Below are 26,002 nucleotides of genomic sequence, written 5' to 3' on the forward strand. Positions count from 1 at the left end.
CCCCTCGCTTGAGGTGGCGAGGAGCTGATCCTGACAAAGAACCGCCCCGGCCGCCTGCGCGACCGGGGCGGTTTCATTTTTAGCGGGATCAGGCCGGCTTCAGCGGCGCACCCAGCCGGCCGGCCAGATCCTGAATATACTGGTACGCCGTGCGGCCTGAGCGGGCGCCGCGCGTGGTCGCCCACTCAAGCGCCTCCGGCCGCCATTGGGCCTCCGCCACGGGCAGGCCATGATGCGCCACGTAGGACGCCACCATGGCCAGATATTCCTCCTGGCTGCATTTGTGGAAGCCCAGCCAGAGGCCGAAGCGGTCGGAGAGCGAGATCTTCTCTTCCACCGCCTCGCCGGGGTTGATGGCGGTGGAGCGCTCGTTCTCCATCATGTCGCGCGGCAGCAGGTGGCGCCGGTTGGACGTGGCGTAGAAGATCACATTTTCCGGCCGCCCCTCGATGCCGCCTTCAAGCACGGCCTTCAGCGATTTGTAGGACGTGTCGTCGGCATCGAACGACAGGTCGTCGCAGAAGATGATGAAGCGGTGGGTGGAGCCGCGCACGGCGCCCATCAGGGTGGGCAGCGTTTCGATGTCCTCACGGTGGATCTCGACCAGCTTCAGGCGGCTGGCGCTGTCGGGCGCGAGGCCCCCATTGATGGTGGCGTGGGCGGCCTTCACCAGCGAGCTCTTGCCCATGCCCCGCGCGCCCCAGAGCAAGGCGTTGTTGGCGGGCAGGCCGGAGGCGAAGCGGCGGGTGTTGTCCACAAGCTGGTCGCGCACGCGGTCGATGCCCTGAAGCAGATCCATCTCCACCCGGTTTACCCGGGGCACGGGCTCGAAGCGTGGCGGCTCGGTCTGCCAGACGAAGGCGTCGGCGGCATCGAAGTCCGGAGCAGGCATCCGGGCGGGCGCCAGCCGGTCGAGGGCGGCGGCGATGCGTTCCAGCAGGGTCACTGTGGCGGTGATGGTGGTCGAATCCAGATGTTCCGGCATGTTGTCCTCCCCATGGTCCGCATAGGGCGCCGCCCGCGGAGCGGCAAGGCGCAAGCTGGTCGGAACCTCCGCGCGAGCCATGCCCCCCGCGCATGTCGTGCCTTTCCCATGGTGCCAGGGAGGGGGCTGCCGCAGGTGTGGCCATGTTGCATCACGGCGGAGCCGGAATGTGCAATGCGGAAAGGCTGCCTTAACTTTTCCGCATCAGGCTGAGAGCACTGGGGTGATCGGGGCGAACCAGACCCATGCGGTGCGTCGGCCATCGGCCGGCGAGGCGTGCCGCGAGGTGGGGAAGGTTTGAATCGCAAAGGGATGCCGCCACGGCCTGGCCGCCGGCGGCGCCCTTTCTGACAGCACTATGCCGGAGAGGCCGATGCGACCCATACGACATGCGCCCGCCGCTGTCCTGACTTCCGCCGTTCTGCTGGCGACCGGTGCCCATGCGCAATCGGTGACCGCCAAGCGCACCCTGAATGCCGACGGCACCACCACCATGACCTATTCGGGTGAGGTGTCTGACTACGGCACGCTGTTCGGCCTGGATATGTCCGCCGACAAGACCTCGGTCGCGCCCGTCGCGCAGGCGGGCAATGACACGGTGAGTGGCACCGCCTATGCCAAGGTCACGCTGTCGGCGCTGCCCGATTGGCTGATGTGGCAGAAGGGGGCGGTGAACGTCGCCGTGAGCCCTACCGACGAGGAGAGCCGCCTGGGCACCACATTGTCGCGCACCTGGACCGTCAATGACGGCCTCAAGGCGGAGCTGGCCGATACCTACCAGCTGGACCGCTCGGGCTCGACGAATGGCTGGCAGATGAACAAGTCGCTGAGCATGACCAGCGTCGCGACGGACACCACCTTCTCGGTCGGCGCCCGGCTTACGGATGAGGCTTCGCGCCTGCTACCCAGCGTCAGCGCACAGCAGAAGGTGCTGGGCGGGATCCAGGTGACCACCACGGTCGCCGACACCGGTTCCGACATCAACAAGAGCATCACCGCCGGTTTTTCCCACCGCTGGTGAGGGCGCCGGCAGCGGCCCTCCGGGGGCCTCGGCCAATGCGGATGAGACAGCCGCGAAAGTCTGCAGGGTGACGGCAATCCCTTGGTTGTCCGTCACTCGGCGCCATTGCCCCGATGGGAACGGCATTGGCGAATTGCGCGCGTTCGCGCGTTGGCGTAGCACCGTGCTGTTCTCGGGAGTTTTCGAAATGATCCAGCGTCACCGCTGAAGCGGCACGGCAATCGCCCGCGGAGAAATCCGCCGACTGGACTCTGTTCCGAGAGCATCATGCACAGGCTGCAGAATAAGACGTGCGTCATTACTGGCGCGGCGCGCGGAATCGGCCGCGCAATCGCGGCGCGCTTCCATGACGAAGGCGCGATCGTCATTGCCACCGACATTGACGAGACTTTGGGGCCGGCAACGGCCATCGCGATCGGGTGCCGCTTCGAACGGCTCGACGTGCGCGAGGAAGCCGATTGGGATCGGTTGGCGCGCCTCGTCCCGCGCGCTGACGTTGTGGTCAACAATGCAGGCGTAACGGGTTTCGAGGACGGGCCTGTGCCGCACGACCCGGAGCATGCCAGCCTTGCGGACTGGCGCGCGGTTCACCGGGTCAATCTCGACGGGACCTTCCTCGGCTGCCGCTATGCGATCCGGGCGATGAAGGGCGCGGGCACAGGCTCGATCATCAACATATCCTCGCGCTCGGGGCTGGTCGGCATTCCCGGGGCAGCCGCATATGCGTCATCGAAGGCGGCGATCCGCAATCACAGCAAGACGGTCGCGCTCTATTGCGCGCAGCAGGGTTGGAAGATCCGGTGCAATTCCATCCATCCCGCTGCCATCCTTACCCCGATTTGGGACCCCATGCTGGGGACAGGCCCCGATCGGGAGGCCAGGATGCAAGCTCTCGTGGCGGACACGCCCTTGAAGCGGTTCGGGATGCCCGATGAAGTGGCGGCGGTCGCGGTGACACTCGCCTCGGATGAGGCAACTTACGTCACCGGCACGGAAATCAACATCGACGGTGGCCTGCTGGCCGGCTCCGCCGCCTCCCCGGGCTGAGGGGACACCACCAGGTGGGGCCTGCGCGACGCTGTTCGTGCCCTCTCGTAGGCCGGGCGCGCCGCCGCCAGCTCGGCCTGTCCGAGGCTGGGCATGTCGCGCAAACCGGTCTGCTGCTGTCGCCATCTTCGACGATGCAGTGCGGCGCGTTCCGATGAACGGAATGTTCCGCTCGTCCGGAGGGAGGAGCCGAAAGAACGGTGCCGTGCCACGCGCGAACCGTTACGGGTGCGGCGCAAACGCCCGTCGGCGGGTGAGATCTTCGGGGCGGTTGCGCCACCGTGGGAGACCGTCCCGGCGGGCATCGGCAGGCGCCGTCCTGATCGTCGCCGGCGCCATTCTGCTCAGGACTCCCAGCGATCCGGAGGCGACCCCTTGTCCGCCGCAATGGGAGGGGACGGCGGCAGGAGTGAATGCCCGCCGTGGCGAAGACCGGCATTTCCAGTGCCTGCCGCCGCCGGCCGATATCGCCGCCTCTCAGCCCCAGAAGATGGCCACAAGGAACCGGGTGGCCACCAGCAGCAGGAACGCGCCAAAGCCGATTTCCAGCTGGCGTCGGCTGAGCCGGTGCGCCAGCCGCGCCCCCACCGGCGCGAACACGGCCGCCAGCGGCGCCATGAGCACGAAGCCCAGCAGCGAGACATAACCTAGCGACAGCGGCGGCAGCTGGGAGAGGTGCGGCCAGCCGGCCACGGCGTAACCGATCACGCCCGGCAGGGGAATGAAGATGCCAATGCCGGCGGAGGTGCCGACCGCCGCGTGGATCGGAACGCCATAAAGCAGAAGGATATTCGTGGCGATGCCGCCGCCAGAAATGCCCACCAGCGAGGAGGCCAGGCCGATTCCGAAGCCATAGGCCGACATGACGCCAGAGGCGGGCAACTGGTCCGCCAGACGGATGTCGTTGCGGCCGATCAGGCTTTTTATGGCGAGCGCGCCCACCACCAGCACGAACACCGCCTGCAGCACCCAGCCCGGAACCCAGGCGGCGATCGCGCTTCCGGCGAGAATCCCGGCGATGGCGGGCAGTCGCCAGCGTTTCACCACGCCGGGCAGCACGCCGCCCTTCTTCTGGTGGGCGCGATAGGAGGTGATGGCAGTGGGAATGATGATGGCGAGGGATGTCCCCACGCAAAGCTGCATGCGGATGCTGTCTTCCACGCCGATGACACGGAACACCTCATAAAGCACCGGCACCATGACGCCGCCACCGCCCACGCCGAACAGCCCCGCAATGATGCCGGTGAGCACGCCGCCGGCGAGCAGGGCCACGCTGAGGGTGGCGAGCTCGCCCCAGGAAACGGACGACAGCACGGGAAGCCTCCTCAAGGGGTTCGGGCGGAATGGGGGCGCGGTCAGTGACGGGGGCCCGCTCCACGCCCGGCGCGATGACCGGTGGGGAAGAGCGTCGCGGCCGGCCGGACCCGCCCTTCCGCACCGCCTTGGAAGGACGAGGAGGGAGCATGGTGCCGTCAGGTGGACGCGCGGCTCATGTGCGCCGGTTCGCGCGTCTTGTCCAGCGGCCGCGCCTCAGCTCAGGCCGCCGCGAGGTCACGGCGGCGCACGTGGTCGATGGCGTCCCGCAGCACCTGGAGCCCCGCGCCGGGCTTGACGGATTCGGTGGCAAGATGGCGGCGGAAGAGGCGGGAGCCGCGCTTGCCGCCGAACAGGCCGAGCATGTGGCGGGTGATGTCCGACAGCCGCCCGCCGGCTTCCAGGTGCGCGGCCACATAAGGCTCGAAGGCGTTCAGCGCCGCATAGGTGTCGGGCATGGGCGCGGGCGTGCCGTAAAGTCGGGGGTCCACCTGATGCAGCAACTCGGGCTCGTGATAGGCGGCGCGGCCGAGCATCATCCCGTCGAGGCCGGTGGTGGCCTCGATCCCCGCATCGATGTTCGGTATGCCCCCGTTGAGCGCGATGGTCACATGGGGCATCCGCTGCTTGAGGCGGCGCACGCGATCATAGTCCAGCGGCGGGATGTCTCTGTTCTCGCGGGGGGAAAGGCCCTTCAGCCACGCCTTGCGGGCATGGACGATGAGCGCATCGGTGCCGGCGCTCACCACCGCATCGGCAAGCCGGTCGAGGGCCTCCTCGGGGTCCTGGTCGTCCACGCCGATGCGGCATTTGACGGTGACGGGAAGGGCTGTGGCGGCCTTCATGCTGGCGACGCAATCGGCCACCAGCTGTGGCTCGCGCATCAGGCAGGCACCGAAATTGCCGCCCTGCACCCGATCGGACGGGCAGCCCACATTGAGATTGATCTCGTCATAGCCGAAATCGGCGCAGATGCGGGCGGCCTCCGCCAGCTGGATGGGATCGCTGCCGCCCAGTTGCACCGCCACCGGGTGTTCCGGAGCATTGAAGCCCAGCAGCCGGTTGCGGTCGCCATGGATGATGGCCGGCGCCGTCACCATCTCCGTATAAAGCCGCGCATGCCGCGAAAAGGTGCGGTGAAAGGCGCGACAATGCCGGTCCGTCCAATCGAGCATGGGGGCGACGGAGAAGCGTAGGCTATTGGGGTTTAAGGGCAAAACTCGAATTCTCCGCTCCAGGTCCGGCCCGCTGGGGCCACCCGTGAGCCTGAGCCATTGGGGCGCTGCCCTCGTTTCCCCAATGAGGGGCGCGAGGCGCGGTTCACCCCGCCGGTAACGTGTCCATCTTCGCCCGCACCTTAGCATAGGGGAGCGGCGCCGGCTCAAGCGCCGCTCACTCGACCGGTGTTTCCTCCGCAGGGGCGGGCGCGGCGGCGCTGGTGGCGGCGTTGGGGTCGCCCGGCTCTGTCTCCCACGCGAGGCCCGGTATGGCCACGATGCGGCGGCCGCGGCTGTCCTGCCGGCACACGATCACCTGATGCTCTTCCATATAAGCGAGCAGGCGGCGGGCGCGGCCGGGTGAGCGGCTGCCATAGGCGCGGGCCACGTCGGCGTCGGAAGGGCAGGGCCGTCGGTCGAACGCGGCGCGGGCCAGGGAGAGGAACACGCCCTGCATGTCCTCCGGCAGTGCGGCGGCCATGGCCAGCACCTCGGCCCAGGGCGAATCCTCCGCCTCCGCCTCGGCCAGGTCGATCCCCGCATGGGCCACCGCAAGGCGGCGCCGGAAGCTGGAAAGGCTGAGCGCCTCGCCTCCCACCCGGCGGATGCGGCAGCGCACCTGGAAATCCTGGTAGAGCACGGCGATGGAGCGGAAGCCGGCGTCGCTCTCGGTCAAAATCTCGCGCAAGGCGGCGTCGATGGCGGCTTGCCGCTGCTCCGGCGTCAGCGCGGCGGGTAGCCCCGGCGGGGGCTCGGCCACCGGCGGCGGAGATGAGGGCACGCTGCGCGCGAGCTGCGCAAGCACATCGGCCGTGGGCGCGATGGCCGGCGGCCGGCGCGGCACCAGCGGCCGGCGGGCCTCATCGGCGCCGGGGGTGAAGATCAGATCGTGCGCGTCTTCGGCGGCGGCGGGCTCCGGCAAAGGCAGCAGCTTGGGGCTGGTGGAGCGGGCCTGGGTTTCCACCGCGCCGATGCGCACGGGCAGTGGCCGGCGCGCCAGGGCCGGTCCGAGGGCGACAAAATTGCCGCTCTCCAGATCGCGGAACATCTCCGCCTGCCGCCGCTCCATGCCCAGCAGGTCGGCGGCGCGGGCCATGTCGATATCGAGGAAGGTGCGGCCCATGAGGAAGTTGGAGGCTTCCGCCGCCACGTTCTTTGCCAGCTTGGCAAGGCGCTGGGTGGCGATGACACCGGCCAGGCCGCGCTTGCGGCCGCGGCACATGAGGTTGGTCATCGCGCCCAGGGAGACCTTGCGCGCCTCATCCGAAACCTCGCCAGCGGCGGTGGGCGCGAACAGCTGCGCCTCGTCCACCACCACGAGGACTGGATACCACATGTCACGATCGGCATCGAACAGCCCGCCCAGGAAGGCGGCGGCTGCCCGCATCTGCTGCTCGCTGTCGAGCCCTTCGAGATTGAGCACCACGGAAACCCGGTGCTGGCGCACGCGGGCGGCGATGCGCTGCAGGTCACCCTCGCCGCGCTGGGCGTCCACCACCACATGGCCGAAGCGTTCCGCCAGGGTGACGAAGTCGCCTTCCGGATCGATCACCGCCTGCTGCACCCAGGGGGCGCTCTGCTCCAGCAGCCGGCGCAGCAGGTGCGATTTGCCGGACCCGGAATTGCCCTGCACCAGCAGGCGGGTGGCGAGAAGTTCCTCAAGGTCCAGAACGGCCGTGCCCCCGCCGGAGCGGGTGCCGAGGTCGATGGACACCTTCGTGGGCGTCGTCATCGCGGCGCCCAGCCTCGGGTGATGGGGCGGGAGATCATGCGGTCACTCATATCAATTCGCGCCGCGAGTTCAACCGCGCTGCGGTGCCTGGAGACCCGCGCCCAGCGCGGCCCGGCGCGGCGCGCCTGATGGCGCCTTGCCTGCGGGCGGCACGGGAGAATTCTGTCCACAAGCCGCGCGCGTGCCGCCATGCCTCCGCCTCAGGCCAGAAGGTCCTGGGCGCGCAGCCAGCCCTCATACCATCTGGGCCATTCGGCGCTGCCGCTGCCGGGCCGCCCCATGCCGAAGCCGTGGCCGCCGGTGGTTGGCTCGTGCAGTTCCACCGGCACGCCCGCGCGCTGGCCGGCCTCAGCCATGATGAGGCTGTTCTGCGGTTTGGATATGCGATCATCGCGCGCCTGCACCAGGAAAACCGGAGGGCAATGGGCCCCCACATGGGGGTCGACCGACCATTCGGCACTCTGCGCGGCGGAGGGGTGGTCGCCGATCAGCATCCGGCGGGTGGAGGTGTGGTCGTAAGGTGGCTCCAGGGTGATGACGGGATAGACCAGCGCCGCCGCCTCGGGACGCGCCGGCAAGGCGTCCGCGTCGTCGACCGGCTGATAGGTACGCAGGGCGGAGCGGGTGGCGGCAAGGCCCATCAGGTGGCCGCCGGCGGAGAAGCCGAGCACGCCGATGCGCCTGGCATCGCGACCGCGTCGCACCGCCTGCTGGCGCACGAGGCGCAGAGCGCGCTGGGCATCCTGGAGCGGGGCGAGGGGGCCGTTCTCCCAGCCCTCGCCGGGCAGGCGATAGACGAGAATGAATGCGGTGATTCCGCGCGCGGCCAGCCAGCGCGCAGCGGGCCGTGCTTCCTTCTCCATCTGGATCTGCCGGTACCCCCCGCCGGCCGCGATCAGAACGCAGGCGCCACCGGGCCGCGCGGGAGTGTGAATCTCAAGGAACGGCATCGCTATGTTGCTGAGCGCGCCGCGGGCGCTGGTGCGCGGCGGCCCTGCTGGCCCGCCTGCGCCGGGGGCAGCGGCCGGCCACAATGGGATGATCCGCAGGGCGGCTTGGGCGCGCGCCGGCGTGGCCGCACAGGCCCCGGCCATAAGCAGGAAGGTGCGGCGATCCATCAACTCAGGTCTCCGGCTGCAGTCGCTCAGCGGCGGTTCCTGGTTATGGCGTTCTCGCCGTCATGGAAAATGAGCATCGCGTGAAGCCTTTTGTGAGCTGCCCCGCCACCAAGGCGGAATCGGTCCGACATGAACCTTTTTGGGGCCCACGTGGTGCAAAGGCGCCAGCAGGCGCGGCGGGCGGCCGGCGATGGCCTAAGGGGAGGCGCTTTTTGGGGGGCGGGACGCGCGGCGGATTAACGTTAAAAATACGATAACCGGGAATGCCTTACCGGAACCCCTCGACAATCTGGCGGTGTTCGGCCACTCACAAAGGTCTTGCAATCGCAAGCCGACCGCCTACAACATTCATTCAACTTTGGATGTTCGCGCGACGGGGAGGCTGTGATGCAGGGTCGGGCTTTGCCGTATGCGCACCTGATGGACGAGATCCAAAAGAAGGAACTCGGCCCCTTCAGCCATTTTCTGGATGGCATCTGGCGCAATTTCTCCTTCGCGGCGGCAGGGGCGCTCGGCATTGCCGGGTTGTGGGCACTCCTCCAGGGTGAGTTTGCTGTCTATATGCTGCCTGTGAGCGTTCTGGCGACCCAGCTCGCGAGCGGCGTCCATGGCCTGCGGGATTGGCGCCGGGTTCTGCGCCAGAAGCGCATCTATGACAGCCCCCGTTGCCAGGACTATCTGCGGAGCGTGGAAGAGCGTGCTCATGGCGTCGTGGCTTCGCAGCGGGGCACGGTCTGGATCGTGATGGATCCGGAGAGCGTGGACAACGTCTCTCAGATTCGCGTGATGAGTGACCGGGAGTATCAGCAGTTCCGGGCGCAGGGCATTGCCGCCGGCCGGTCGCTGGACGAGGTGCGGATCAAGCAGACCTCGCTCGGTCTCACTCAGGTCCGTGAAGGCCGCGAACATGCGCCTCGGGATGTGGATTTGGCTACGGGCCGGTTCACGCTGGGCGTTGGTTCTGGCCGCATCGAGCGCTGGACCAAGGAGGCCGAGGATTATGCCCGCGGCACTCAGCGCCGGGGCACGGGCGCTCCGCTCGCGGAAGCCTCCAAGGCGGCGGGCACGTCCTCCCTTAGCGCATAGAGTGCTTCCTCATTTCGCGGCTGCGGGGAGTGGCGTGCTGATGGCCCCTCCTTCCGCGAACTGAAGGCCGATCGCAAAACGGCCGCCTCGGCCTGCGCAGAGAGTGAAATCGCAGCGATTTTCAGTATTCGGGTTTTTGAACGGGCGCGGGAGCTTTTGCTCCGGCGCCCGTTTCATTTTCGCGCGCTGCGTCGAAGGGGGCGCCGGCCTTGGGCAGGCCGGGGATCGCCAGCTGGGCTGCCAAGGTGGCGCGTCGCAATGGGCGTGGTGATGGGAGGCTGCGGGGCGCTGGCGGAAAAGGAGCAATGGCGCCCGAGTCGCTGCTTGCCTGCAGCTGGGAGGGCATGGAGGAGCTCGCGCTCCCGTGCGCGCTGTCCCGCCCCTTGCGCCTTTTCTGGTCTCAGTGGGGCGCGGGGCCTGCCGCTTGCTGGCTGGCATTCCTCCGCCCTCGGTCGCCGGCCTGTATTTCCTGCGCATGCCGTGGATCACGGTGGGGCGCGGGGCGGCTCGTGGCAGAATGTTGTTTGCGAAGTTGGGCGGCGTGCTGAACAATAAGCGTGGGCGTCGCCCTGGCGGCATTGGAATCGGGTTCCTCTCGTGAGCGCACGCATCCTTCTGGTTATTCTGCTCATCATCGGCGGCACTGTCGGCGTGGGGGCGCCGCGTCCGGCGGCGGCCCAGAGCGCCTTTCAAGCCCATGTGCCGGCGGCCATGCTGGTGGACTTCGAGACCGGAACCATCCTCTACGAGAAGGATGCGGACCGTCAGCTGCCCCCCTCGAGCCTGGTGAAGGTGATGACGGCCGCCGTGGTGTTCGGCCAGATCAAGGCCGGCAAGATCACGCCGGATACGCCGTTCATGGTCAGCGTCAATGCATGGCGGCGCGGTGGTGGCCCCTCCCACGGGGCGGCCATGTTCGCGGAGGTGAACAAGCCGGTGCGGGTGGAAGACCTGCTGCAGGGCGCCATCGTCGTCTCGGGCAATGATGCCGCCATTGCTCTCGCCGAAGGCGTCGCCGGAACCGAGGGCGAGTTCGCCATGCGCATGAACGCCACGGCCAAGCAGATCGGCATGAGCAATTCGGAGTTTCGCAACCCCACCGGCTTTGACGATCCCGCGCAGCTGTCCACCGCGCGTGATATGGCGACACTCGCGCAATACGTCATCCGCACGTTTCCGGAGCAGTACAAGCTGTTTGCGCTCCCTGGGATCGACTGGAACAAGATCAAGCAGCGCAACCGCAACACCCTGCTCAATGCCGGCGTTGGCGCCGACGGGCTGCAGGAAGCCTGGCTGAAGGAGGGCGGCTACCATCTGCTGGGCTCGGCGGTGCAGAACGGCCAGCGGCTGGTGGTGGTGGTGCTCGGCGCCAAATCGGAGAAGGAGCGGCTGGACGAGGCCCGCAAGCTGCTGGACTGGGGCTTCCAGTCCTTCCATCAGCGCGTGATCTTCGCGGAAGGCGCGGAGGTGGGCCGCGCCCAGGTGTTCGGCGGAACCACCGGTTCCGTGGGGCTCACGGCCAAGGGGCCGGTGCGCGTCCTCACCTCGCGCCGGGGCGGCGAGCGGATCACGGCGCGGGTGAGCTATCTCGGCCCGTTGCGGGCGCCGGTGGCGAAGGGCACCCCGGTGGGCCAGATGGAGGTGACCCGCGGCGACATCAAGGTGCTGGAGGTGCCGCTGTTCACCACCGATGACGTGCCCGTGGGCAGCCTTTGGGAGCGCGCCCTCGACGGCGGCATGACCTTCCTCGGGGATTCCGCGCGGGACCTTGTGGCGCAGGGGCTGGCAAAGCTGCATAAATGACCCTCCAAAGCCCGAGGGTTCCCGTCATGTCTGCATCGTCCGCCTGCCATTGCCCGGCGCGCCTCGCCCGATGAGCGCGCGCGGCTGGTTCATCACCCTGGAAGGCGGCGAGGGCACGGGCAAATCCACCCAGGCGCACCTTCTGGCGGAACATCTGCGCGCGCGCGGCTGGTATGTGGTGGAAACCCGCGAGCCCGGCGGCTCCCCCGGCGCGGAAGCCGTGCGCCACGTGCTGCTGTCCGGCGCCGCCGAGCCGTTGGGGCCGCAGGTGGAAGCGCTGCTGTTCGCCGCCGCGCGGGCGGATCATGTGAATTCGCTCATCGCCCCGGCCTTGGCCGCCGGCCGCATCGTGGTGTGCGATCGCTTCATGGATTCCACCCGCGTCTATCAGGGCGTCGTCGGCCAGGTGGATGCGGACCTGCTGCAGGGGCTTGAGCGGGTGTGCGTGCGCGCGCGGCCGGACCTCACCCTCGTGCTCGACGTGCCGCCCGAGGTGGGGCTGGCGCGGGCGGCGGCGCGGGGCAAGGGCGCTGCGGCGGACCGGTTCGAGAAGGAAGGCCTTGCCTACCACACCGCCGTGCGGAACGCCTTCCTGGCGCAGGCTGCGGCCGATCCGGAGCGCTGCGCGGTGGTGGATGCCACACCTTCGGCCGAGGTGGTGGCCGCCGAGATCGCCGCGCTGGTGGATGGCCGCCTTGCGGCCCGCGCGAGGGCGGCGCGATGAGCGAGGTGCTGGCGGGAGACGTGTTGCCGGATACCCCCCATCCGCGCAGCCAGGATCGCCTGTTCGGCCACGCCACATTGGAGGCGGACCTTGCCGCCGATTGGCGTTCCGGTCGCCTGCCCCATGCCTTGCTGCTGGGCGGCCCCGAAGGCGTGGGCAAGGCGACCCTTGCCTATCGGCTCGCCCGCGCGGTGCTGGCGGGGCCCGGCGCCGTGGCTTCCGCGCATGGGCTGGATCTGCCCTCGAACCATCCGGTGTTCCGGCAGGTGGCCTCTCTCACCCATCCTGATCTTCTGGTGCTGCGCCGTGCGCCTGAGGCGGGAGAGGAGAAGATCCCCACGGTGATTCCGGCCGAAATGGTGCGCCGGGTGCGCTCCTTCTTCGGTGCCACAGCGGCCGGCGGCGGCTGGCGGGTCTGCATCGTGGACGCGGTGGACGAGCTCAACGCGTTCGGCGCCAACGCGTTGCTGAAAACGCTGGAGGAGCCGCCACCGCGGGCCCTGTTCCTGCTCATTTCCCATGCTCCCGGGCGGGTGCTGCCCACCATCCGCTCGCGCACGCGCCTCGTGCGGCTGCGCCCTCTCGCCACCGAGGAGGTGCTGGCGGCCCTCGACCATCTGCGGACCGAGGGGGTGGAGCTGGATCCCGCCCTTTTGCCCTCGGCGGCGGAGGCGAGCCAGGGCAGCGTGCGCCGGGCGGTGGTGCTGGCGCGGGGCGAGGGCATGGAGGTTCGCGCCGCCACCCTGCGCGCGCTTGACCAGTTGCCAGCGCCGAAGGCCGAGGAGCTGCATGCGCTCGGCGCCCGCTTGCAGGGGGACCGGGGCGACGGGCTGGCCTTGTTCACCGAGGCGGTGAGCGACTACATCGCGGCGCGGGCCACCAGCGGCGCCGAGCCGGCGCCTCGCCTTGTCCGGCTGGGCGAGGTGTGGGAGAAGGTGCGTCGCAGCGCCGTCGAGGCGGATGTCTTCAATCTCGATCGCAAGGCGCTGGTGTTCCGCATCTTCGCCGACCTCTCCGAAGCCGTGCGCTAAACTGGTGCGCCGGCCGCGCGGTGGCCGGCGAACGTTCGCGCTCTCCGAAGTGCTGCCAAAGAGCTACCCATGTCGATGAAGCCGCCGTTCTACATCACCACCGCCATCGCCTATCCCAATGGCGTGCCGCACATGGGCCATGCCTACGAGGCCATCGCCACCGATTGCATCGCCCGCTTCATGCGGCTCGACGGGCACGAGGTGCGCTTCCTCACCGGCACCGATGAGCACGGCATCAAGATGCTCCAGACCGCCCAGAAGGCCGGCACCACCCCGCGCGAGCTGGCTGAGCGCAATGTGGAGCGCTTCAAGGCCATGGTGGAGACCTTCGGCCTTTCCAACGACGACTTCATCCGCACCACCCAGGAGCGGCACTACAAATCCTGCCAGGCCATCTGGGAGAAGATGGCCGCCAATGGCGACATCTATAAATCCACCTATTCCGGCTGGTATTCGGTGCGCGACGAGGCCTATTACGCCGAGAGCGAGACCGCGCTGAATCCCGATGGGGTGCGCCTTGGCCCCCAGGGCACGCCGGTGGAATGGGTGGAGGAGGAGAGCTACTTCTTCCGCCTCTCCGCCTATCAGGACCGGTTGCTGGCCTATTATGCGGAAAACCCGGGCTTCATCATGCCGGAGGCGCGCCGCAATGAGGTGGTGAGCTTCGTGTCCGGCGGGCTGCAGGACCTCTCCATTTCCCGCACCACCTTCGACTGGGGCATCCCCGTGCCCGGCGACCCCAAGCACATCATGTATGTGTGGGTGGACGCGCTGACCAACTACATCACCGCGCTCGGCTATCCGGACACGGAAAGTGAGCTCTACAAGCGCTTCTGGCCGGCGAACCTGCACGTCATCGGCAAGGACATCATCCGCTTCCATGCGGTGTACTGGCCCGCCTTCCTGTGGTCGGCGGGGCTGGAGGCGCCCAAGCGCGTGTTCGGCCACGGCTTCCTGTTCAATCGCGGGGAGAAAATGTCCAAGTCGGTGGGCAATGTGGTCGATCCGTTCGACCTCGCCGCCACCTATGGCGTGGACGCGATCCGCTACTTCTTCCTGCGCGAGGTGTCGTTCGGCCAGGACGGCTCCTATAGCCATGAGGCCATTGTGGCGCGCATGAATGCGGATCTCGCTAACGACCTGGGCAATCTCGCCCAGCGCTCCTTGTCCATGATCGCCAAGAATCTGGATGGCGTGGTGCCGGAGCCGGGTCCGCTCTCGGCGGAGGATCAGGAGATCCTGGCCCAGGCCGACGGCATTCTGGAAAAGGCGCGGGAAGCCATGGGCACCCAGGCCATCCACCACTATCTCAATGCCGTGTGGGCGGTGGTGGCGGAGGCCAACCGCTACTTCGCGGCCCAGGCCCCCTGGGCGCTGCGCAAGACCGATCCCGCCCGCATGGCCACCGTGCTGTGGGTGACGGCTGAGGTGATCCGCGAGGTGGCCATCCTGGTGCAGCCGGTGATGCCGGAAAGCGCGGCCAAGCTGCTGGACCTGGTGGCGGTGCCGGCGGATGAGCGCGGCTTCGAGCGGCTGGGGGCGGCGGCTCGCCTGCCCGCCGGGCGCACGCTGCCGACGCCGGTGGGCGTGTTCCCCCGCTATGTGGAGCCCGAGGCATCCGCGAACTGAAAGCAGGGCCGCCCGGATGCGCTCCGGGCGGTGCCTCCAGACCGTTTGCGTTTGTGCGTCGGCCTTTCCTTAATGCGAACCGGTTGCCACTTCGCGCGGAACGCTCAATCAGGCGCTCAGCCGGTCGATGACCCGGGTGAGCTGCTCGTCGGTCGTGCCATAGGCCGCGATCGCCCCGCCAATGTCGCTGGCCTGCAGCTTCTGGCCGAGCTCCCGCGCGGATGTGCGGATCGCCGCCAGAGAGGGGGCGATGGCATCACGCAAAGCGGGGGCGAGGGCGCGCTCGGCCTCGAACGGCGGGTTGTCGTAGCATCGGTCGGAGCGCCCACCTACGAGGCATTGGGCCAGCCTTCCGCGCCAGGCGGAAAGCTCCGCCGCGAAGATGCGGGGCGTGTTGGCGTGGCTGCCATCACTGTCCAGCTCGCCCAGCACGTTCATCGCGGAATCCTGGGCCTTGGCGAGCAGGGCCGCGGACGAATCGCCATCGGCCTTGTTCTGCGCGGCGAGTCGCGCAACCTCGGTGAGCGAGGCGGCGATGGAATTGGTGGCCGTCTTCTGCTCGGACAAAGCGTGGCTGATGCTCTCGATGCGCTCTGTGGCGGCGCCGACGCGCTCCGACACCAGGTCCATGTTGCGGGAGACGTCGTTGAAGGCCCGGGTGCCGCTTTCCACCCGGTTGCCGCCCGCCAGCACCGCCTGGGCCACGGCGGCCAGCACCTGGTTCAGCTCGCCGAGCTTCGAAGTGATGTTGGCGGTGGTGCGCGCGGTCTGCTCCGAGAGCGCTTTCACCTCCGATGCAACGACGCCAAAGCCCAGCCCCGCCGCGCCGGCGCGCGCCGCCTCAATGGTGGCGTTGAGGGAGAGGAGCTTGGTCTGCTTGGAAATGGTGTCGATGTCGCGGGCCATGTCGCCGATGGCGCGAATGGCGCTGGTCAGCTGGTCGGTGCGCGATTGGATGTCGGTGAAGGCGGAGGCGATGTCGCCGATGGCGGCCGCCGCCTGGGCCGCCTGATCCACCGTTTGCGTGACAATGCGCGCCGCGTCGGTGGATTGCTCGTGGGTGCCGGCGGCAGCCTGGGCGATGTTGTCAGTGGTGCGCGCCAGCTCTTCCACGGCGCCGGAAATGGCCACGCTTTCGCCTGAGAGGCGCTGGGCGTTGCCGCTGCCCCAGGCGAGCAGGCAACTGAGGTCTCCCAGCAGCCGCGCGGCATCGGCGATGCCGATCGCCAGCGTCGAGGGCTGCCTGAGCGCCATGGAGGCCAGCATCGCCGCTGTCTCCGGGTTGATCGCAATCGAATTGTCCCCGCGGGCTTCCATCAAGCCTCTCCCTTCGGGCGGTTGTTTCCTCAGGAGAATGGAGTTTTCCGTCAATTCCGACTGTTGTCCATTCCCCCGCCTCAGCTTGCGTCGGCTGAGGCCACCATGTCCATTCCCCGCGCGCGTGAAAGCGCGGCGGGATGAGTGGCAACACGCCGGGAAGGATGCTTTTTGCGGTGGCGCGGTCGGCTTTTCCTGGCGCCAGGGCGGGGGGTGAGCGGCGCGGTGATGTTGGCCGGTGCTTTGGTATTTTCGTGATTCAATGATGAAGGAAAATGCTCTAGGGTGCCTTCGCCGTATCCAGCGGCGGCCAAGGCCAAAAGGGGAGGCTTCGGGAGCAGTGCCGATGACGAGGCTGAAAGGGTTGAGTGCAGTCGCGGCGATGCTGCTTTTGGCTGCGTGCTCGGGTGATCGCGGTGCTCAGCGGCCTGCGACCTATGATCCGATTCCCCCCATGATGCCCGCCGAGGCTCCGGCGCCCGCGCCCGAAGGGCCGACCGTGCCGCGGATCGAGGTGCGCCTGCAGGGGGCAGACGCCACGCTGGTGCGCGGTCGTCTGGCCACGGCCCGCCGCGCGCGCGGCTATACCATCACGGTGGACCAGCCGGCCCAGCTCGTGGCCGAGAAGCGCCTGCCGCCGGACGAAGCCCTGAAGCGGACCAATGGGGCATCCTCCAATGCCGCGTTCCGGCTCGACTACATCTTCAATACATCGGGCGGCGCGGTGACGGTGTCGCTGGAAGCCTCCATCGTGACCAATCCCGGTCCTGGAGAGGTGGTGCGCGCCATCGCCATGCCGGGCCCCGACGCCGAGGCGCTCAAGAAGGAAATCTCGGACTCCGTGTGAGCGGACGGCCCCGGCCTCATTGCCGGGGCGTTCCCGCCAGGCGCTCGACACCGATGACGGTGGCCAAGGCGGCGATGGACTTCACCGCCGCGCCCGGCACGAACGGCAGAAACGCCTTCTCGAAAGCAACCGAATAGCCGGCTTTGGTGGCGATCCAGCCCGCGCCCAGCGCCATCAGCACCAGATGCCCGCCCGCGAGGGCGGCGAGCAGCGGCAGGGGCCGCAGCCGCGCCCAATATTGCTGCGCCGCGCCGACCCCCAGCGTGACCACCACAAAGCCCGCGATGAAGCCCGCCGAGGAGCCGGTCAGCGCCTTCCAGCCGCTGCCGCCATTGGCGAAGAGCGGCACGCCCATGAGGCCGAGCGCCACGTAAGCGAGCACCACCAGAGCGCCCAGGCGCCAGCCCATCAGTGCCGCGAGGGTGAGCAGCACATAGCTCTGCAGGGTGATCGGCACCGGCTGCACGGGGATGGACACCTGCGCGCTCCACGCCAGGAGGGCGATGGAGATCATCACCAGGGCCGCGGCCCATGGAACGGACGCCTCCGCGAGGCGCTGGAAGGCGGGGCGGAAGGGCGGCACGGGAAGGCTCCTTGCAGGCGAGTCGCAACGGGCGGCATCCTGGCACGGGGCCGGTGACCTGTCGCGCCGGCTCGACGGCGCGGGGGGATGGGCTTAATGGAAGGGCAATCTTCCGGAAATTCGTGACGCATCATGCTTGTCGACAGCCACTGCCACCTGGACTTCCCCGATTTCGCCGCCGAGCTGCCCGATGTGGTGGCGCGCGCCCAGGCGGCCGGGGTCTCGCACCTGGTCACCATCTCCACCCGCGTGCGCGCGTTCGACACCATCCGCGCCATCGCGGAGCGGTTCGACAATGTGAGCTGCTCGGTGGGCACCCATCCGCACTACGCCGCCGAAGAGCTGGACGTGACGACGGCGGACCTGGTGGCCCTGGCGGCCCACCCCAAGGTGGTGGCCATTGGTGAGGTGGGGCTCGATTATCATTACGAAACCAGCCCGCGCGCGGCACAGGTGCAGGGCTTCCGCGCCCATATCGCGGCTGCGCGCGAAACCGGCCTGCCGTTGGTGATCCACGCCCGCGACGCGGACGAGGACACCGCCGCGATACTGGAGGAGGAGACCGCCAAGGGCGCCTTCCCCTTCCTGCTGCACTGCTTCACCGCCGGGCCGGAGCTGGCGCGGCGGGCGCTGGCGCTGGGTGGCTACATTTCCTTTTCGGGCGTCATCACCTTCAAGAAGACCCAGGACCTGCGCGCCATCGCGGCGAGCGTGCCGGAGGATCGCATTCTGGTGGAGACGGATTCGCCTTATCTCGCCCCCGTGCCCCATCGTGGCCAGCGCAACGAGCCGTCCTTCGTGGCGGAGACGGCCAAGGTGCTCGCGGCGGCCCGCGGGGTGAGCGCCGAGCAGGTGGCTGATGCCACCACCCGCAACTTCAGGCGCCTTTTCAGCAAGGCGAAGCTCTGAGGGCAGGGTGGGGCGGCGGACGAAAAGGGGAGGACGCCATGAACCACGACACTTACGCCGACAGCTACATTCGCGGCATTCTGGATGAGGTGCGCACCATCGCCATCGTGGGCGCCAGCGCCAACAGCGCGCGGCCGTCCTACCTCGTCATGAAATATCTGGCCGAGCGCGGCTATCGTGTGTTCCCGGTGAATCCGGGCCAGGCGGGCAAGGAGGTGGCCGGTCTCACCTTCGTGGCCCGCCTTGCCGATGTGCCGGAGCCCATCGACATGGTCGACGTGTTCCGCGCGCCGGAGCATCTGCCGGCCGTATGGGAGGAGGTGGCGGCGCTGAGCCCCCTGCCGAAGGTGCTGTGGATGCAGCTCGGCGTGCGCCATGACGAGGTGGCGGCCAAGGCCGAGGCTGCCGGCCTCAAGGTGGTGATGAACCGCTGCCCCAAGATCGAATATGCGCGCCTTTCGGGCGAGATCGGCTGGAGCGGGGTCAACTCGCGCACCCTTTCCTCGCGGCGGCCCAAGCGGCTCGGCACGGGGGTGCAGCGTCTGTCCATCGCGCCGCGCAAGCCATAGGGGCCCGCATCGCAACCGTGACGGGAAAATCGTATTTCCTGACAAAATTTATCGTCTTATATGGAATGTGACGGCCCATCGGGGCCGGCACGACGGGAGAGACCGCCAATGACCGAAGAAAACCGCCCTGAAGCCCCCGTGCACGAGCCGGGATTCGCGACGCTTGCCATCCATGCCGGCGCCCAGCCCGACCCGACCACCGGCGCGCGCGCGACCCCGATCTACCAGACCACGTCCTTCGTGTTCGATGATGTGGACCATGCGGCGTCGCTGTTCGGGCTGCAGGCCTTCGGCAACATCTATACCCGCCTGGGCAATCCCACCAACGCGGTGCTTGAGGAGCGCGTGGCGGCGCTGGAGGGTGGCACAGCGGCGCTGGCGGTGGCCTCGGGCCATGCCGCGCAGCACCTGGTGTTCCACACCCTGCTCACGCCCGGCGACGAGTTCATCGCCTCCCGCAAGCTCTATGGCGGGTCCATCAACCAGTTCAGCCACGCTTTCAAGAGCTTCGGCTGGAACGTGAAGTGGGCGGATCCGGACGACCTTTCCACCTTCGAGGCGGCGCTCAGCGACAAGACCAAGGCCATCTTCGTGGAGAGCGTGGCCAATCCGGGCGGCGTGGTGGTGGATGTGGCGGCCATCTCCGCCATCGCCAAGAAGGCGGGCGTTCCGCTCATCGTCGACAACACCCTGGCCACGCCCTATCTGTGGCAGCCCATCAAGCACGGCGCCGACATCGTCGTGCATTCGGCCACCAAGTTCCTGGGCGGCCACGGCAATTCCCTGGGCGGCGTGATCGTGGACGCGGGCACCTTCGACTGGTCCGCCACCGATCGCTATCCCTTCCTTTCGGCGCCGCGGCCCGAATATCAGGGCATGGTGCTGCACGAGACCTTCGGCAATTTCGCCTTTGCCATCGCCGCGCGGGCGCTGGGGCTGCGCGATCTGGGGCCGGCTCTGTCGCCATTCAACGCGTTCCTGATCCTCACCGGCATCGAGACGCTGGGCCTGCGCATGCAGCGCCACAGCGACAACGCGCTGGCGGTGGCCGAATATCTCGCCGCGCACCCCAAGGTGGCGTGGGTGAGCTATCCGGGCCTGGAGAGCGACCGTTATCATGCCCTGGCGCAGAAATACCTGCCCAAGGGCGCAGGCGCGGTCTTCACCTTCGGGCTGAAGGGCGGCTACGAGGCCGGCGTGCAGCTGGTGTCGAACGTGGAGCTGTTTTCCCACCTCGCCAATATCGGCGACACCCGCTCGCTCATCATCCATCCCGCCTCCACCACCCATCGCCAGCTGACGGACGAAGCCAAGGTGGTGGCCGGCGCCGGGCCGGAGGTGGTGCGCCTTTCGGTGGGCATCGAGGACGTGGCCGACATCATCGCGGATCTCGATCAGGCCCTCGCCAAGGTCTGAAAGGTCTGAAGAGACAGGGGGAGCCGGGATGAAGGTTCCGGCTCCCCCGCACGAGGTTCAGGCCGCGGTCAGTGCTCCAGCTCCTTGTGGAGCACCTTGTAATCCGGTCCGATCTTGAAGTCGTAGACGTGGCCATCGGCGCAGGTGGCATTGTCCACCACGAAAATCCCCTCGTCGAACTCCACGTGGCCGCCTTTGCAGCCCTGCTCGGTGAGGGTGGCCTGGACCTTTTCCTGCTCTGTCGGAGTGAGCGGACGGTCGGCGAGCGCTGCTCCGCTGGTGAGAGCCAGGAAGCCGGCAGCGGCGAGAAGGGGCGTCTTCATCACATTTCTCCTCGAAACTGAAAAACTGCCGCCTTGAGCGCGCTTATATAGTGACGCCCGCGTTTGTTCCCGCGGAGAGGCGCTCCCCTTCGGTCACATTTTCTGGAGGTGGGCGGCGTTTCTGCGCGGTAAAGGTGTGCTGGCTGGGATGGCCCTACGGGAAGGGGCCGTTGGTTGCTGTCGATGCTTGGGGGGGAAGCCGTGCCGTCCGTGATGTTGCATCCCGTTATCGTGGTTTTTCTGGGCGCCGGGTTCGGGGGCGTGCTGCGCCACTTGATGAACCTGTCCATTCCCAAGCTGCTGGGCGTGGGCTTCCCGTTTGCGACCCTCATCATCAATGTGAGCGGCAGCCTGTTCATGGGGCTGCTGACGGGCTACCTCGCCTTCAAGGACGGCGAGGGCTGGGGCCAGAGCGCGCGCCTGTTTCTCACCACCGGTATGCTGGGGGGCTACACCACCTTTTCAACCTTCTCGCTGGACTTCCTGTTCCTGATGGAACGGGGCGAGAGCGGCTTGGCGCTGCTCTATGCGGCGGCTTCCGTGATCTGCGGCTTCCTGGGGGTGTTCGCCGGCATCTCGCTGGTGCGGATGCTCACCTGAGCATCCCCGTCATGTCGCGGGAGAGGTGACGGCTCGCCCGCCATGCTCTATTGCCTGAGCGCAAAGGCGGAATGCCGCGCGAGGATGGGCCCAAGATGGCAGTTGAGCTGAAGACGGTGAGTGAGGACGAGGCCGGCATGCGTCTCGACCGCTGGTTCAAGCTGCATTACCCGGACCTGTCCTTCGGCCACCTCCAGAAGCTGGTGCGCACGGGGCAGGTGCGGGTGGATGGCGGCCGCATCAAGACCTCCACCCATCTCGAGCCCGGCCAGAGCGTGCGCGTGCCTCCGCTCGGGCCCAGCGAGGGGGAGACGGCCACCGCCGGCGCCACCAAGGTCGGGGGAGGGGCGCCTGGCGCTTCCGCCGCCGGCAAAGGCGCGGCCGGTGGCGCGACGGCGCGCCCCGGGGCCAAGATCAATGATGATCTCGCCTTCCTGCGTTCCCTGATCCTCTATGAGGACAAGGACGTGATGGTGCTCAACAAGCCGTTCGGCCTCGCGGTCCAGGGCGGTTCCGGCACCTATCGCCATGTGGACGGCCTTTTGGAGACCATGCGCGACAAGGATGGGCAGAAGCCCCGCCTCGTCCACCGCATCGACAAGGACACGTCGGGCTGCCTGCTGGTGGCGAAGACCCGCCTTGCCGCCTCTGTGCTGGCCAAGAGCTTCCGCTCGCGCGAGGCGCGTAAGGTCTATTGGGCGCTGGTGCCGGGCGTGCCCAAGCCCCGGCAGGGCCGCATCTCCACCTATCTCGCTCGCGACGAGAGCGAGGAGAAGATGCGCGTGGCCCGCCATGGCGAGGACGATGCCAGCCACGCGGTGACCTATTATGCGGTGGTGGACCAGGCGGCGCAGAAGATGAGCTGGCTTTCGCTGAAGCCGGTCACCGGCCGCACCCACCAGCTGCGCGCCCATCTGGCCCATATCGGCCACCCCATCGTGGGCGACCCCAAGTATTTCGATATCGAGAACTGGGAATTGCCCGGCGGGCTGCAGAACAAGCTGCATCTTCTTGCCCGGCGGCTGGTCATTCCCCACCCGCGGGGGGAGGGGGTGATCGACGTCTCCGCGCCGCTGCCGCCCCACATGGCACAATCCTTCGCCGTGCTCGGCTTCGACGCCAGCCAGTACGACCCGATCCTGGAATCGCCGGAAGGGTGATGGCGCGCCTGCCGCTTCGCCTCGCCCTGCTGGCCGCGTTCCTGGCGCCGGCAGTGGCGTTTGCGCAGGGGCCGGACATTCTGGACCTTTATCGTGAGCTCCAGGTGGCGCAGCCCAACGGCTTCCCCTCCTACGAGATCGCGGCCTCGCCCGCCGGCCCCGTGGCTTCGGGCGGCCTGCTTTACGGCCCGCGGGCGCGGGTGTCGCTGCTGCTGGACAAGCCGCGCTTCTATCTGCGCATCACCGACCGGGGCGATGCCGACACCGCCGACGGCATGGTGACCGAGATGGCCGCCTGGATCGACGCGGAAGGCTCGCCCCTGGTGGGCCTCAGCGAATGGGGCATGAAGGGGCGCGCGCCCTTCGGCGGGCGGCTTCGCTTTTACTCCCGCGCTTCCGGCCGCTGGAACCTCGTCACAGACCGGGTGTGGCCGCAGGAGCTCGACGCGACCCTGTGCCGGACCCCGCCGCGCGAGGTGCAGGAGGACACCGCCGCCTGGGAGGGGCTGGGCAGTGTGGTCGCGGTGCTGCCGCGCGCTGGAACCGACGTAAGCGCCTGGTGCGTGGGTGAAAGTCCCGTTGCCGGCACGGGCGCATCACTGCTCTGGAACAGCGCGCGCGGCAGCTTCACGCGCGGGCCGGCCCTGCAGGGGGCGCCCCCTTGGGGCAGTGCGCCGGAGCCCCAGGCCCGCTGAAGCCGCAGGCCCGCTGATCGCGGCGCAACAGAAGGGCCGATTCGGCGCACGCGCTGCAATAACACACACAAGTGTTCGACTTTTGTCGCAATTTTCTTAAGGCTAGGCCGCCGGAATGGCGTCCTGGCGCGGTTTTGAGGGGGGCTGCACTTGAAGTGCGGTCCGCTTCGCCTATGGTGCCGGCTTAATGGGCCGCGTTCATGTTGAAAGCGGCGGCCCGCGATAATCAGTCGCCCGAGGGACACGAACCCATGACACCCCTGCTCGCGCTCGCCCGCGGCATCGATGCCGTCAACGCGCGCATCGGCAAGATTGCTGCCTGGCTGATCGTTGCCGCCATCTTCGTCTCGGCCATCAATGCCATCGTGCGCAAGCTGTTCGACGTGAGCTCCAATTCGTGGCTGGAGCTGCAATGGGTGCTGTTTTCGGCGGTGTTCCTGCTGTGCGCGTCGTGGACGCTGCTGGACAATGAGCATATCCGCATCGACATTGTGAATTCCCACCTCACCAAGCGCGTGCGCGACGGCATCGACATCTTCGGGCACCTGTTCTTCCTGCTGCCCTTCTCCATCCTGCTGCTGTGGACCTCGGTGCCCTTTTTCCTGAATTCCTATGCCATTGATGAGCAGTCGCTGAACGCGGGCGGGCTGCCGCAGTGGCCGGCGAAGGCGCTGGTGCCACTCGGTTTCTTCTTCCTCACGCTGCAGGGTATTTCGGAGCTCATCAAGCGCGTGGCTATCTTCACCGGCCGCATGAACGACCCCCATGAAGGGGAGGGCGGCACCCATGCGGCGCTCGCCGCGGAGGCTGAGCGGCTGATGGAAAGTCAGGCCGACAGCCAAGGTGAGGCGGAAGCCTCTTCCTCGCAGAGCCAGCGCTGAGGAGAGCTTCATGATCCAGGCTTCCTTTGCGGCCCTGCGTCGCCTCAAGCCGGCACACCTCTCCTGGGTGCTGCTGACGGCTTTCGCCCTCGTCTCCTTCCTGCCCGATACGGCGTTCGCGGCCGAGCCGGGCTTCCGCGGCTGGTTCATCCACAATATGGCGCCGATCATGTTCGCGGCGCTGGTGGTGTTCCTGCTGCTGGGCTACCCGGTGGCCTTCTCGCTGGCGGCCAACGGCCTCATCTTCGGTGTCATTGGCATCTGGCTCGGCCTGTTCCGGCCGGACTTTCTGCAGGCGCTGCCCGAGCGCGTCTACGGCACCATGAACAATGAGGTGCTGCTGGCGGTACCGTTCTTCACCTTCATGGGCCTCATCCTCGAGCGCTCCGGCATGGCGGAGGACCTGCTCGACACCATCGGCCAGGTGTTCGGCTCCATTCGCGGCGGCCTGGCCTATGCGGTGATCTTCGTGGGCGCGCTGCTGGCGGCCACCACCGGCGTGGTCGCCGCCTCGGTCATCTCCATGGGCCTCATCTCGCTGCCCATCATGCTGCGCTATGGCTATGACCGTCGGGTGGCCTCGGGCGTGATCGCCGCCTCGGGCACGCTGGCGCAGATCATCCCGCCCTCGCTCGTGCTCATCGTGATGGCCGACCAGCTCAACCGCTCGGTCGGCGACATGTATGAGGGCGCCTTCATTCCGGGCCTGCTGCTGTCGGCCCTTTATGCCTTCTACATCTTCATCGTCGCCACCTTCTTCCCGCAGGCCGCGCCCGGGCTGCCGGCGGATGCGCAGAACCTGCGGGAGCCGAACCAGAAGGCCGGCTACTCCCACATTCTCGGGGCGCTGACCGCGGCCGGCTTCGCGGTGCTGATCGCCACCGGATCGGCGCCGCACCTGACGGCGGACATGCTGCCCGGCTTTGCCAACACCGTGGTGTGGGGCGTGGCCGCGTTCGTGGTGCTCTATTTCATCCTGTCCGGCGCGGCGCGTCTCCTCACGCCGTCGCTCTACATCACGCTGGCGCTCGCCATCGCCCTTTCCATCGTGCTGATGGGGCAGACCGGCGTGAAGTTCGGCTCGGACTATGTGGTGCTCGCCATGTCGGCGACGGTGGCATTGGCCTTCGTCATCGCGGTGGCGAACCGGCTGTTCCGCCTGGGCCTGCTCTCCAAGCTGGCTGAGCAGGTGGTGTTCGTGATGGTGCCGCCGCTGGCGCTCATCTTCCTGGTGCTGGGCACGATCTTCATCGGCGTCGCCACGCCGACCGAAGGCGGCGCCATGGGCTCGGTGGGCGCGCTGGCGCTCGCGGCCGCGCGAGGGCGGCTGAAGTTCGACCTGATGCGGCAGGCCACCTATTCCACCGCCAAGCTCTCGGCCTTCGTGCTGTTCATCCTGCTCGGCGCGCGCGTGTTCTCGCTCACCTTCTACGGGGTGGACGGGCACAAATGGGTGGAAGAGCTGCTGGTGTCGCTGCCCGGCGGGCAGGCCGGCTTCCTTATCGCCGTCAACCTGCTGGTGTTCGTGCTGGCCTTCTTCCTCGATTATTTCGAGCTGGCCTTCATCATCATCCCGCTTCTGGGGCCGGCGGCGGACAAGCTGGGCATCGACCTCATCTGGTTCGGCGTGATGCTGGCGGTGAACATGCAGACCTCGTTCATGCATCCCCCGTTCGGCTTCGCCCTGTTCTTCCTGCGCTCGGTGGCGGCCAAGAAGCCCTATGTGGACCGCGTGACGGGGAAGCTGACCGAGCCGGTGACCACCGGGCAGATCTATTGGGGCGCCGTGCCGTTCGTGGTGATCCAGCTGATCATGGTGGCGCTCATCGTCCTGTTCCCGAAGATGGTCACGCACTACAAGGGCAGCTCGGTGCAGCTCGACCAGAGCCAGGTGCAGGAGCAGTTCGAGAACCTGTCTCCGGGGCTGGATACGCCGCCACCACCGCCTCTGGATTTTGGCAATCCAAATTAGGAGCTGCCACATTGCTCTGTTAG

At 67.8% G+C, this 26,002-nt stretch carries 24 protein-coding genes; 16 read left to right on the plus strand and 8 right to left on the minus strand.

The window, feature by feature from the left end:
* Window positions 1–88: 88 nt before the first annotated feature.
* Entirely contained in the window at window positions 89–985 is an 897-nt protein-coding gene (locus V5F26_RS11590; protein ID WP_394945983.1) for an ATP-binding protein, read from the minus strand.
* Between the two features lie 373 nt (window positions 986–1,358).
* Between V5F26_RS11590 and V5F26_RS11595 the strand changes: the two genes are divergently transcribed.
* On the plus strand, window positions 1,359–2,006 hold the full coding sequence (locus tag V5F26_RS11595) for a hypothetical protein (RefSeq protein WP_394945984.1): 648 nt from the start codon (window positions 1,359–1,361) through the stop codon (window positions 2,004–2,006).
* Window positions 2,007–2,273: 267 nt separating this feature from the next.
* On the plus strand, window positions 2,274–3,053 hold the full coding sequence (locus V5F26_RS11600; RefSeq protein ID WP_394945985.1) for an SDR family oxidoreductase: 780 nt from the start codon (window positions 2,274–2,276) through the stop codon (window positions 3,051–3,053).
* Window positions 3,054–3,530: 477 nt separating this feature from the next.
* Here the strand turns inward: V5F26_RS11600 and V5F26_RS11605 are convergent, their stop codons facing one another.
* The 4 genes from V5F26_RS11605 to V5F26_RS11620 all read right to left on the minus strand — a co-directional run bounded on the left by V5F26_RS11605 (window position 3,531) and on the right by V5F26_RS11620 (window position 8,434).
* A complete protein-coding gene (locus V5F26_RS11605; RefSeq protein WP_234049882.1) occupies window positions 3,531–4,367 on the minus strand; it encodes a sulfite exporter TauE/SafE family protein in 837 nt (278 codons plus the stop codon).
* Window positions 4,368–4,588: 221 nt separating this feature from the next.
* Window positions 4,589–5,584 (minus strand): tRNA dihydrouridine(20/20a) synthase DusA, encoded by a 996-nt coding sequence (gene dusA, locus V5F26_RS11610; protein ID WP_394945986.1) that lies wholly within the window; start codon window positions 5,582–5,584, stop codon window positions 4,589–4,591.
* Between the two features lie 175 nt (window positions 5,585–5,759).
* On the minus strand, window positions 5,760–7,316 hold the full coding sequence (locus tag V5F26_RS11615; RefSeq protein WP_234049884.1) for an ATP-binding protein: 1,557 nt from the start codon (window positions 7,314–7,316) through the stop codon (window positions 5,760–5,762).
* Window positions 7,317–7,516: 200 nt separating this feature from the next.
* Window positions 7,517–8,434: an alpha/beta hydrolase gene (locus tag V5F26_RS11620; protein ID WP_394945987.1), complete on the minus strand. Its 918-nt coding sequence runs from the start codon at window positions 8,432–8,434 to the stop codon at window positions 7,517–7,519.
* 420 nt (window positions 8,435–8,854) lie between these two features.
* Between V5F26_RS11620 and V5F26_RS11625 the strand changes: the two genes are divergently transcribed.
* The 5 genes from V5F26_RS11625 to metG all read left to right on the plus strand — a co-directional run bounded on the left by V5F26_RS11625 (window position 8,855) and on the right by metG (window position 14,707).
* Entirely contained in the window at window positions 8,855–9,520 is a 666-nt protein-coding gene (locus V5F26_RS11625; RefSeq protein WP_394945988.1) for a hypothetical protein, read from the plus strand.
* 597 nt (window positions 9,521–10,117) lie between these two features.
* Window positions 10,118–11,323 carry a D-alanyl-D-alanine carboxypeptidase family protein gene (locus tag V5F26_RS11630; RefSeq protein WP_394945989.1) on the plus strand — a complete coding sequence of 402 codons (1,206 nt, stop codon included), beginning with the start codon at window positions 10,118–10,120 and terminating at the stop codon, window positions 11,321–11,323.
* Between the two features lie 70 nt (window positions 11,324–11,393).
* Window positions 11,394–12,047, plus strand: coding sequence for a dTMP kinase (tmk, locus tag V5F26_RS11635; protein ID WP_394945990.1), 654 nt, complete (start codon window positions 11,394–11,396; stop codon window positions 12,045–12,047).
* Window positions 12,044–13,078, plus strand: a complete 1,035-nt coding sequence (locus tag V5F26_RS11640) for a DNA polymerase III subunit delta' (RefSeq protein ID WP_234049890.1) — start codon at window positions 12,044–12,046, stop codon at window positions 13,076–13,078. Before tmk ends, V5F26_RS11640 begins: the two co-directional genes overlap by 4 nt.
* A 69-nt stretch (window positions 13,079–13,147) precedes the next feature.
* The gene (gene metG / locus V5F26_RS11645; protein WP_394945991.1) at window positions 13,148–14,707 is read left to right on the plus strand and encodes a methionine--tRNA ligase; all 1,560 of its coding nucleotides are present in this window, start codon (window positions 13,148–13,150) and stop codon (window positions 14,705–14,707) included.
* Between the two features lie 108 nt (window positions 14,708–14,815).
* Here metG and V5F26_RS11650 read toward each other — a convergent pair whose 3' ends face one another.
* Window positions 14,816–16,024, minus strand: a complete 1,209-nt coding sequence (locus V5F26_RS11650) for a methyl-accepting chemotaxis protein (RefSeq protein ID WP_394057778.1) — start codon at window positions 16,022–16,024, stop codon at window positions 14,816–14,818.
* 346 nt (window positions 16,025–16,370) lie between these two features.
* Between V5F26_RS11650 and V5F26_RS11655 the strand changes: the two genes are divergently transcribed.
* The gene (locus V5F26_RS11655) at window positions 16,371–16,871 is read left to right on the plus strand and encodes a hypothetical protein (protein WP_234049893.1); all 501 of its coding nucleotides are present in this window, start codon (window positions 16,371–16,373) and stop codon (window positions 16,869–16,871) included.
* A gap of 16 nt (window positions 16,872–16,887) precedes the next feature.
* Here V5F26_RS11655 and V5F26_RS11660 read toward each other — a convergent pair whose 3' ends face one another.
* Window positions 16,888–17,454, minus strand: a complete 567-nt coding sequence (locus tag V5F26_RS11660; RefSeq protein ID WP_394057780.1) for a biotin transporter BioY — start codon at window positions 17,452–17,454, stop codon at window positions 16,888–16,890.
* A gap of 132 nt (window positions 17,455–17,586) precedes the next feature.
* On the opposite strand from V5F26_RS11660, the gene V5F26_RS11665 reads away from it, so the two are divergent.
* From V5F26_RS11665 to V5F26_RS11675, 3 genes are all read left to right on the plus strand, one after another.
* Window positions 17,587–18,363: a TatD family hydrolase gene (locus V5F26_RS11665; RefSeq protein WP_394945993.1), complete on the plus strand. Its 777-nt coding sequence runs from the start codon at window positions 17,587–17,589 to the stop codon at window positions 18,361–18,363.
* Between the two features lie 38 nt (window positions 18,364–18,401).
* On the plus strand, window positions 18,402–18,932 hold the full coding sequence (locus V5F26_RS11670) for a CoA-binding protein (protein ID WP_394057782.1): 531 nt from the start codon (window positions 18,402–18,404) through the stop codon (window positions 18,930–18,932).
* A 108-nt stretch (window positions 18,933–19,040) separates the two neighbouring features.
* Entirely contained in the window at window positions 19,041–20,348 is a 1,308-nt protein-coding gene (locus V5F26_RS11675; RefSeq protein WP_234049897.1) for an O-acetylhomoserine aminocarboxypropyltransferase, read from the plus strand.
* A 68-nt stretch (window positions 20,349–20,416) separates the two neighbouring features.
* On the opposite strand, the gene V5F26_RS11680 is transcribed toward V5F26_RS11675, so the two are convergent.
* Window positions 20,417–20,671, minus strand: a complete 255-nt coding sequence (locus V5F26_RS11680) for a hypothetical protein (RefSeq protein ID WP_394945994.1) — start codon at window positions 20,669–20,671, stop codon at window positions 20,417–20,419.
* Between the two features lie 213 nt (window positions 20,672–20,884).
* Between V5F26_RS11680 and crcB the strand changes: the two genes are divergently transcribed.
* The 5 genes from crcB to V5F26_RS11705 all read left to right on the plus strand — a co-directional run bounded on the left by crcB (window position 20,885) and on the right by V5F26_RS11705 (window position 25,979).
* On the plus strand, window positions 20,885–21,271 hold the full coding sequence (crcB, locus tag V5F26_RS11685) for a fluoride efflux transporter CrcB (RefSeq protein WP_394057788.1): 387 nt from the start codon (window positions 20,885–20,887) through the stop codon (window positions 21,269–21,271).
* Between the two features lie 71 nt (window positions 21,272–21,342).
* Window positions 21,343–22,431: an RluA family pseudouridine synthase gene (locus tag V5F26_RS11690; protein ID WP_394945995.1), complete on the plus strand. Its 1,089-nt coding sequence runs from the start codon at window positions 21,343–21,345 to the stop codon at window positions 22,429–22,431.
* Window positions 22,431–23,126, plus strand: coding sequence for a hypothetical protein (locus V5F26_RS11695; protein WP_394945996.1), 696 nt, complete (start codon window positions 22,431–22,433; stop codon window positions 23,124–23,126). The genes V5F26_RS11690 and V5F26_RS11695 overlap by 1 nt, the downstream gene beginning before the upstream one ends.
* A 251-nt stretch (window positions 23,127–23,377) precedes the next feature.
* Entirely contained in the window at window positions 23,378–24,007 is a 630-nt protein-coding gene (locus V5F26_RS11700; protein ID WP_234049902.1) for a TRAP transporter small permease subunit, read from the plus strand.
* Between the two features lie 157 nt (window positions 24,008–24,164).
* Window positions 24,165–25,979, plus strand: a complete 1,815-nt coding sequence (locus tag V5F26_RS11705) for a TRAP transporter large permease (RefSeq protein WP_234050783.1) — start codon at window positions 24,165–24,167, stop codon at window positions 25,977–25,979.
* Window positions 25,980–26,002: the final 23 nt, after the last annotated feature.

It is taken from the genome of Xanthobacter variabilis (genome assembly GCF_043831965.2).
Lineage (GTDB): Bacteria > Pseudomonadota > Alphaproteobacteria > Rhizobiales > Xanthobacteraceae > Xanthobacter.

Excerpts from the sequence above, each read along its gene's own strand:
- V5F26_RS11600 (WP_394945985.1), top strand. The coding sequence starts at position 2,274 with ATGCACAGGCTGCAGAATAAGACGTGCGTCATTACTGGCGCGGCGCGC.
- V5F26_RS11595 (WP_394945984.1), top strand. The coding sequence starts at position 1,359 with ATGCGACCCATACGACATGCGCCCGCCGCTGTCCTGACTTCCGCCGTT.
- V5F26_RS11590 (WP_394945983.1), bottom strand. The coding sequence starts at position 985 with ATGCCGGAACATCTGGATTCGACCACCATCACCGCCACAGTGACCCTG.
- V5F26_RS11665 (WP_394945993.1), top strand. The coding sequence starts at position 17,587 with ATGCTTGTCGACAGCCACTGCCACCTGGACTTCCCCGATTTCGCCGCC.
- V5F26_RS11615 (WP_234049884.1), bottom strand. The coding sequence starts at position 7,316 with ATGACGACGCCCACGAAGGTGTCCATCGACCTCGGCACCCGCTCCGGC.
- crcB (WP_394057788.1), top strand. The coding sequence starts at position 20,885 with ATGTTGCATCCCGTTATCGTGGTTTTTCTGGGCGCCGGGTTCGGGGGC.
- V5F26_RS11625 (WP_394945988.1), top strand. The coding sequence starts at position 8,855 with ATGGACGAGATCCAAAAGAAGGAACTCGGCCCCTTCAGCCATTTTCTG.
- V5F26_RS11640 (WP_234049890.1), top strand. The coding sequence starts at position 12,044 with ATGAGCGAGGTGCTGGCGGGAGACGTGTTGCCGGATACCCCCCATCCG.
- V5F26_RS11695 (WP_394945996.1), top strand. The coding sequence starts at position 22,431 with ATGGCGCGCCTGCCGCTTCGCCTCGCCCTGCTGGCCGCGTTCCTGGCG.
- V5F26_RS11655 (WP_234049893.1), top strand. The coding sequence starts at position 16,371 with ATGACGAGGCTGAAAGGGTTGAGTGCAGTCGCGGCGATGCTGCTTTTG.
- V5F26_RS11650 (WP_394057778.1), bottom strand. The coding sequence starts at position 16,024 with ATGGAAGCCCGCGGGGACAATTCGATTGCGATCAACCCGGAGACAGCG.
- V5F26_RS11670 (WP_394057782.1), top strand. The coding sequence starts at position 18,402 with ATGAACCACGACACTTACGCCGACAGCTACATTCGCGGCATTCTGGAT.
- V5F26_RS11690 (WP_394945995.1), top strand. The coding sequence starts at position 21,343 with ATGCCGCGCGAGGATGGGCCCAAGATGGCAGTTGAGCTGAAGACGGTG.
- V5F26_RS11705 (WP_234050783.1), top strand. The coding sequence starts at position 24,165 with ATGGCGCCGATCATGTTCGCGGCGCTGGTGGTGTTCCTGCTGCTGGGC.
- V5F26_RS11700 (WP_234049902.1), top strand. The coding sequence starts at position 23,378 with ATGACACCCCTGCTCGCGCTCGCCCGCGGCATCGATGCCGTCAACGCG.
- metG (WP_394945991.1), top strand. The coding sequence starts at position 13,148 with ATGTCGATGAAGCCGCCGTTCTACATCACCACCGCCATCGCCTATCCC.
- V5F26_RS11620 (WP_394945987.1), bottom strand. The coding sequence starts at position 8,434 with ATGGATCGCCGCACCTTCCTGCTTATGGCCGGGGCCTGTGCGGCCACG.
- V5F26_RS11680 (WP_394945994.1), bottom strand. The coding sequence starts at position 20,671 with ATGAAGACGCCCCTTCTCGCCGCTGCCGGCTTCCTGGCTCTCACCAGC.
- tmk (WP_394945990.1), top strand. The coding sequence starts at position 11,394 with ATGAGCGCGCGCGGCTGGTTCATCACCCTGGAAGGCGGCGAGGGCACG.
- V5F26_RS11675 (WP_234049897.1), top strand. The coding sequence starts at position 19,041 with ATGACCGAAGAAAACCGCCCTGAAGCCCCCGTGCACGAGCCGGGATTC.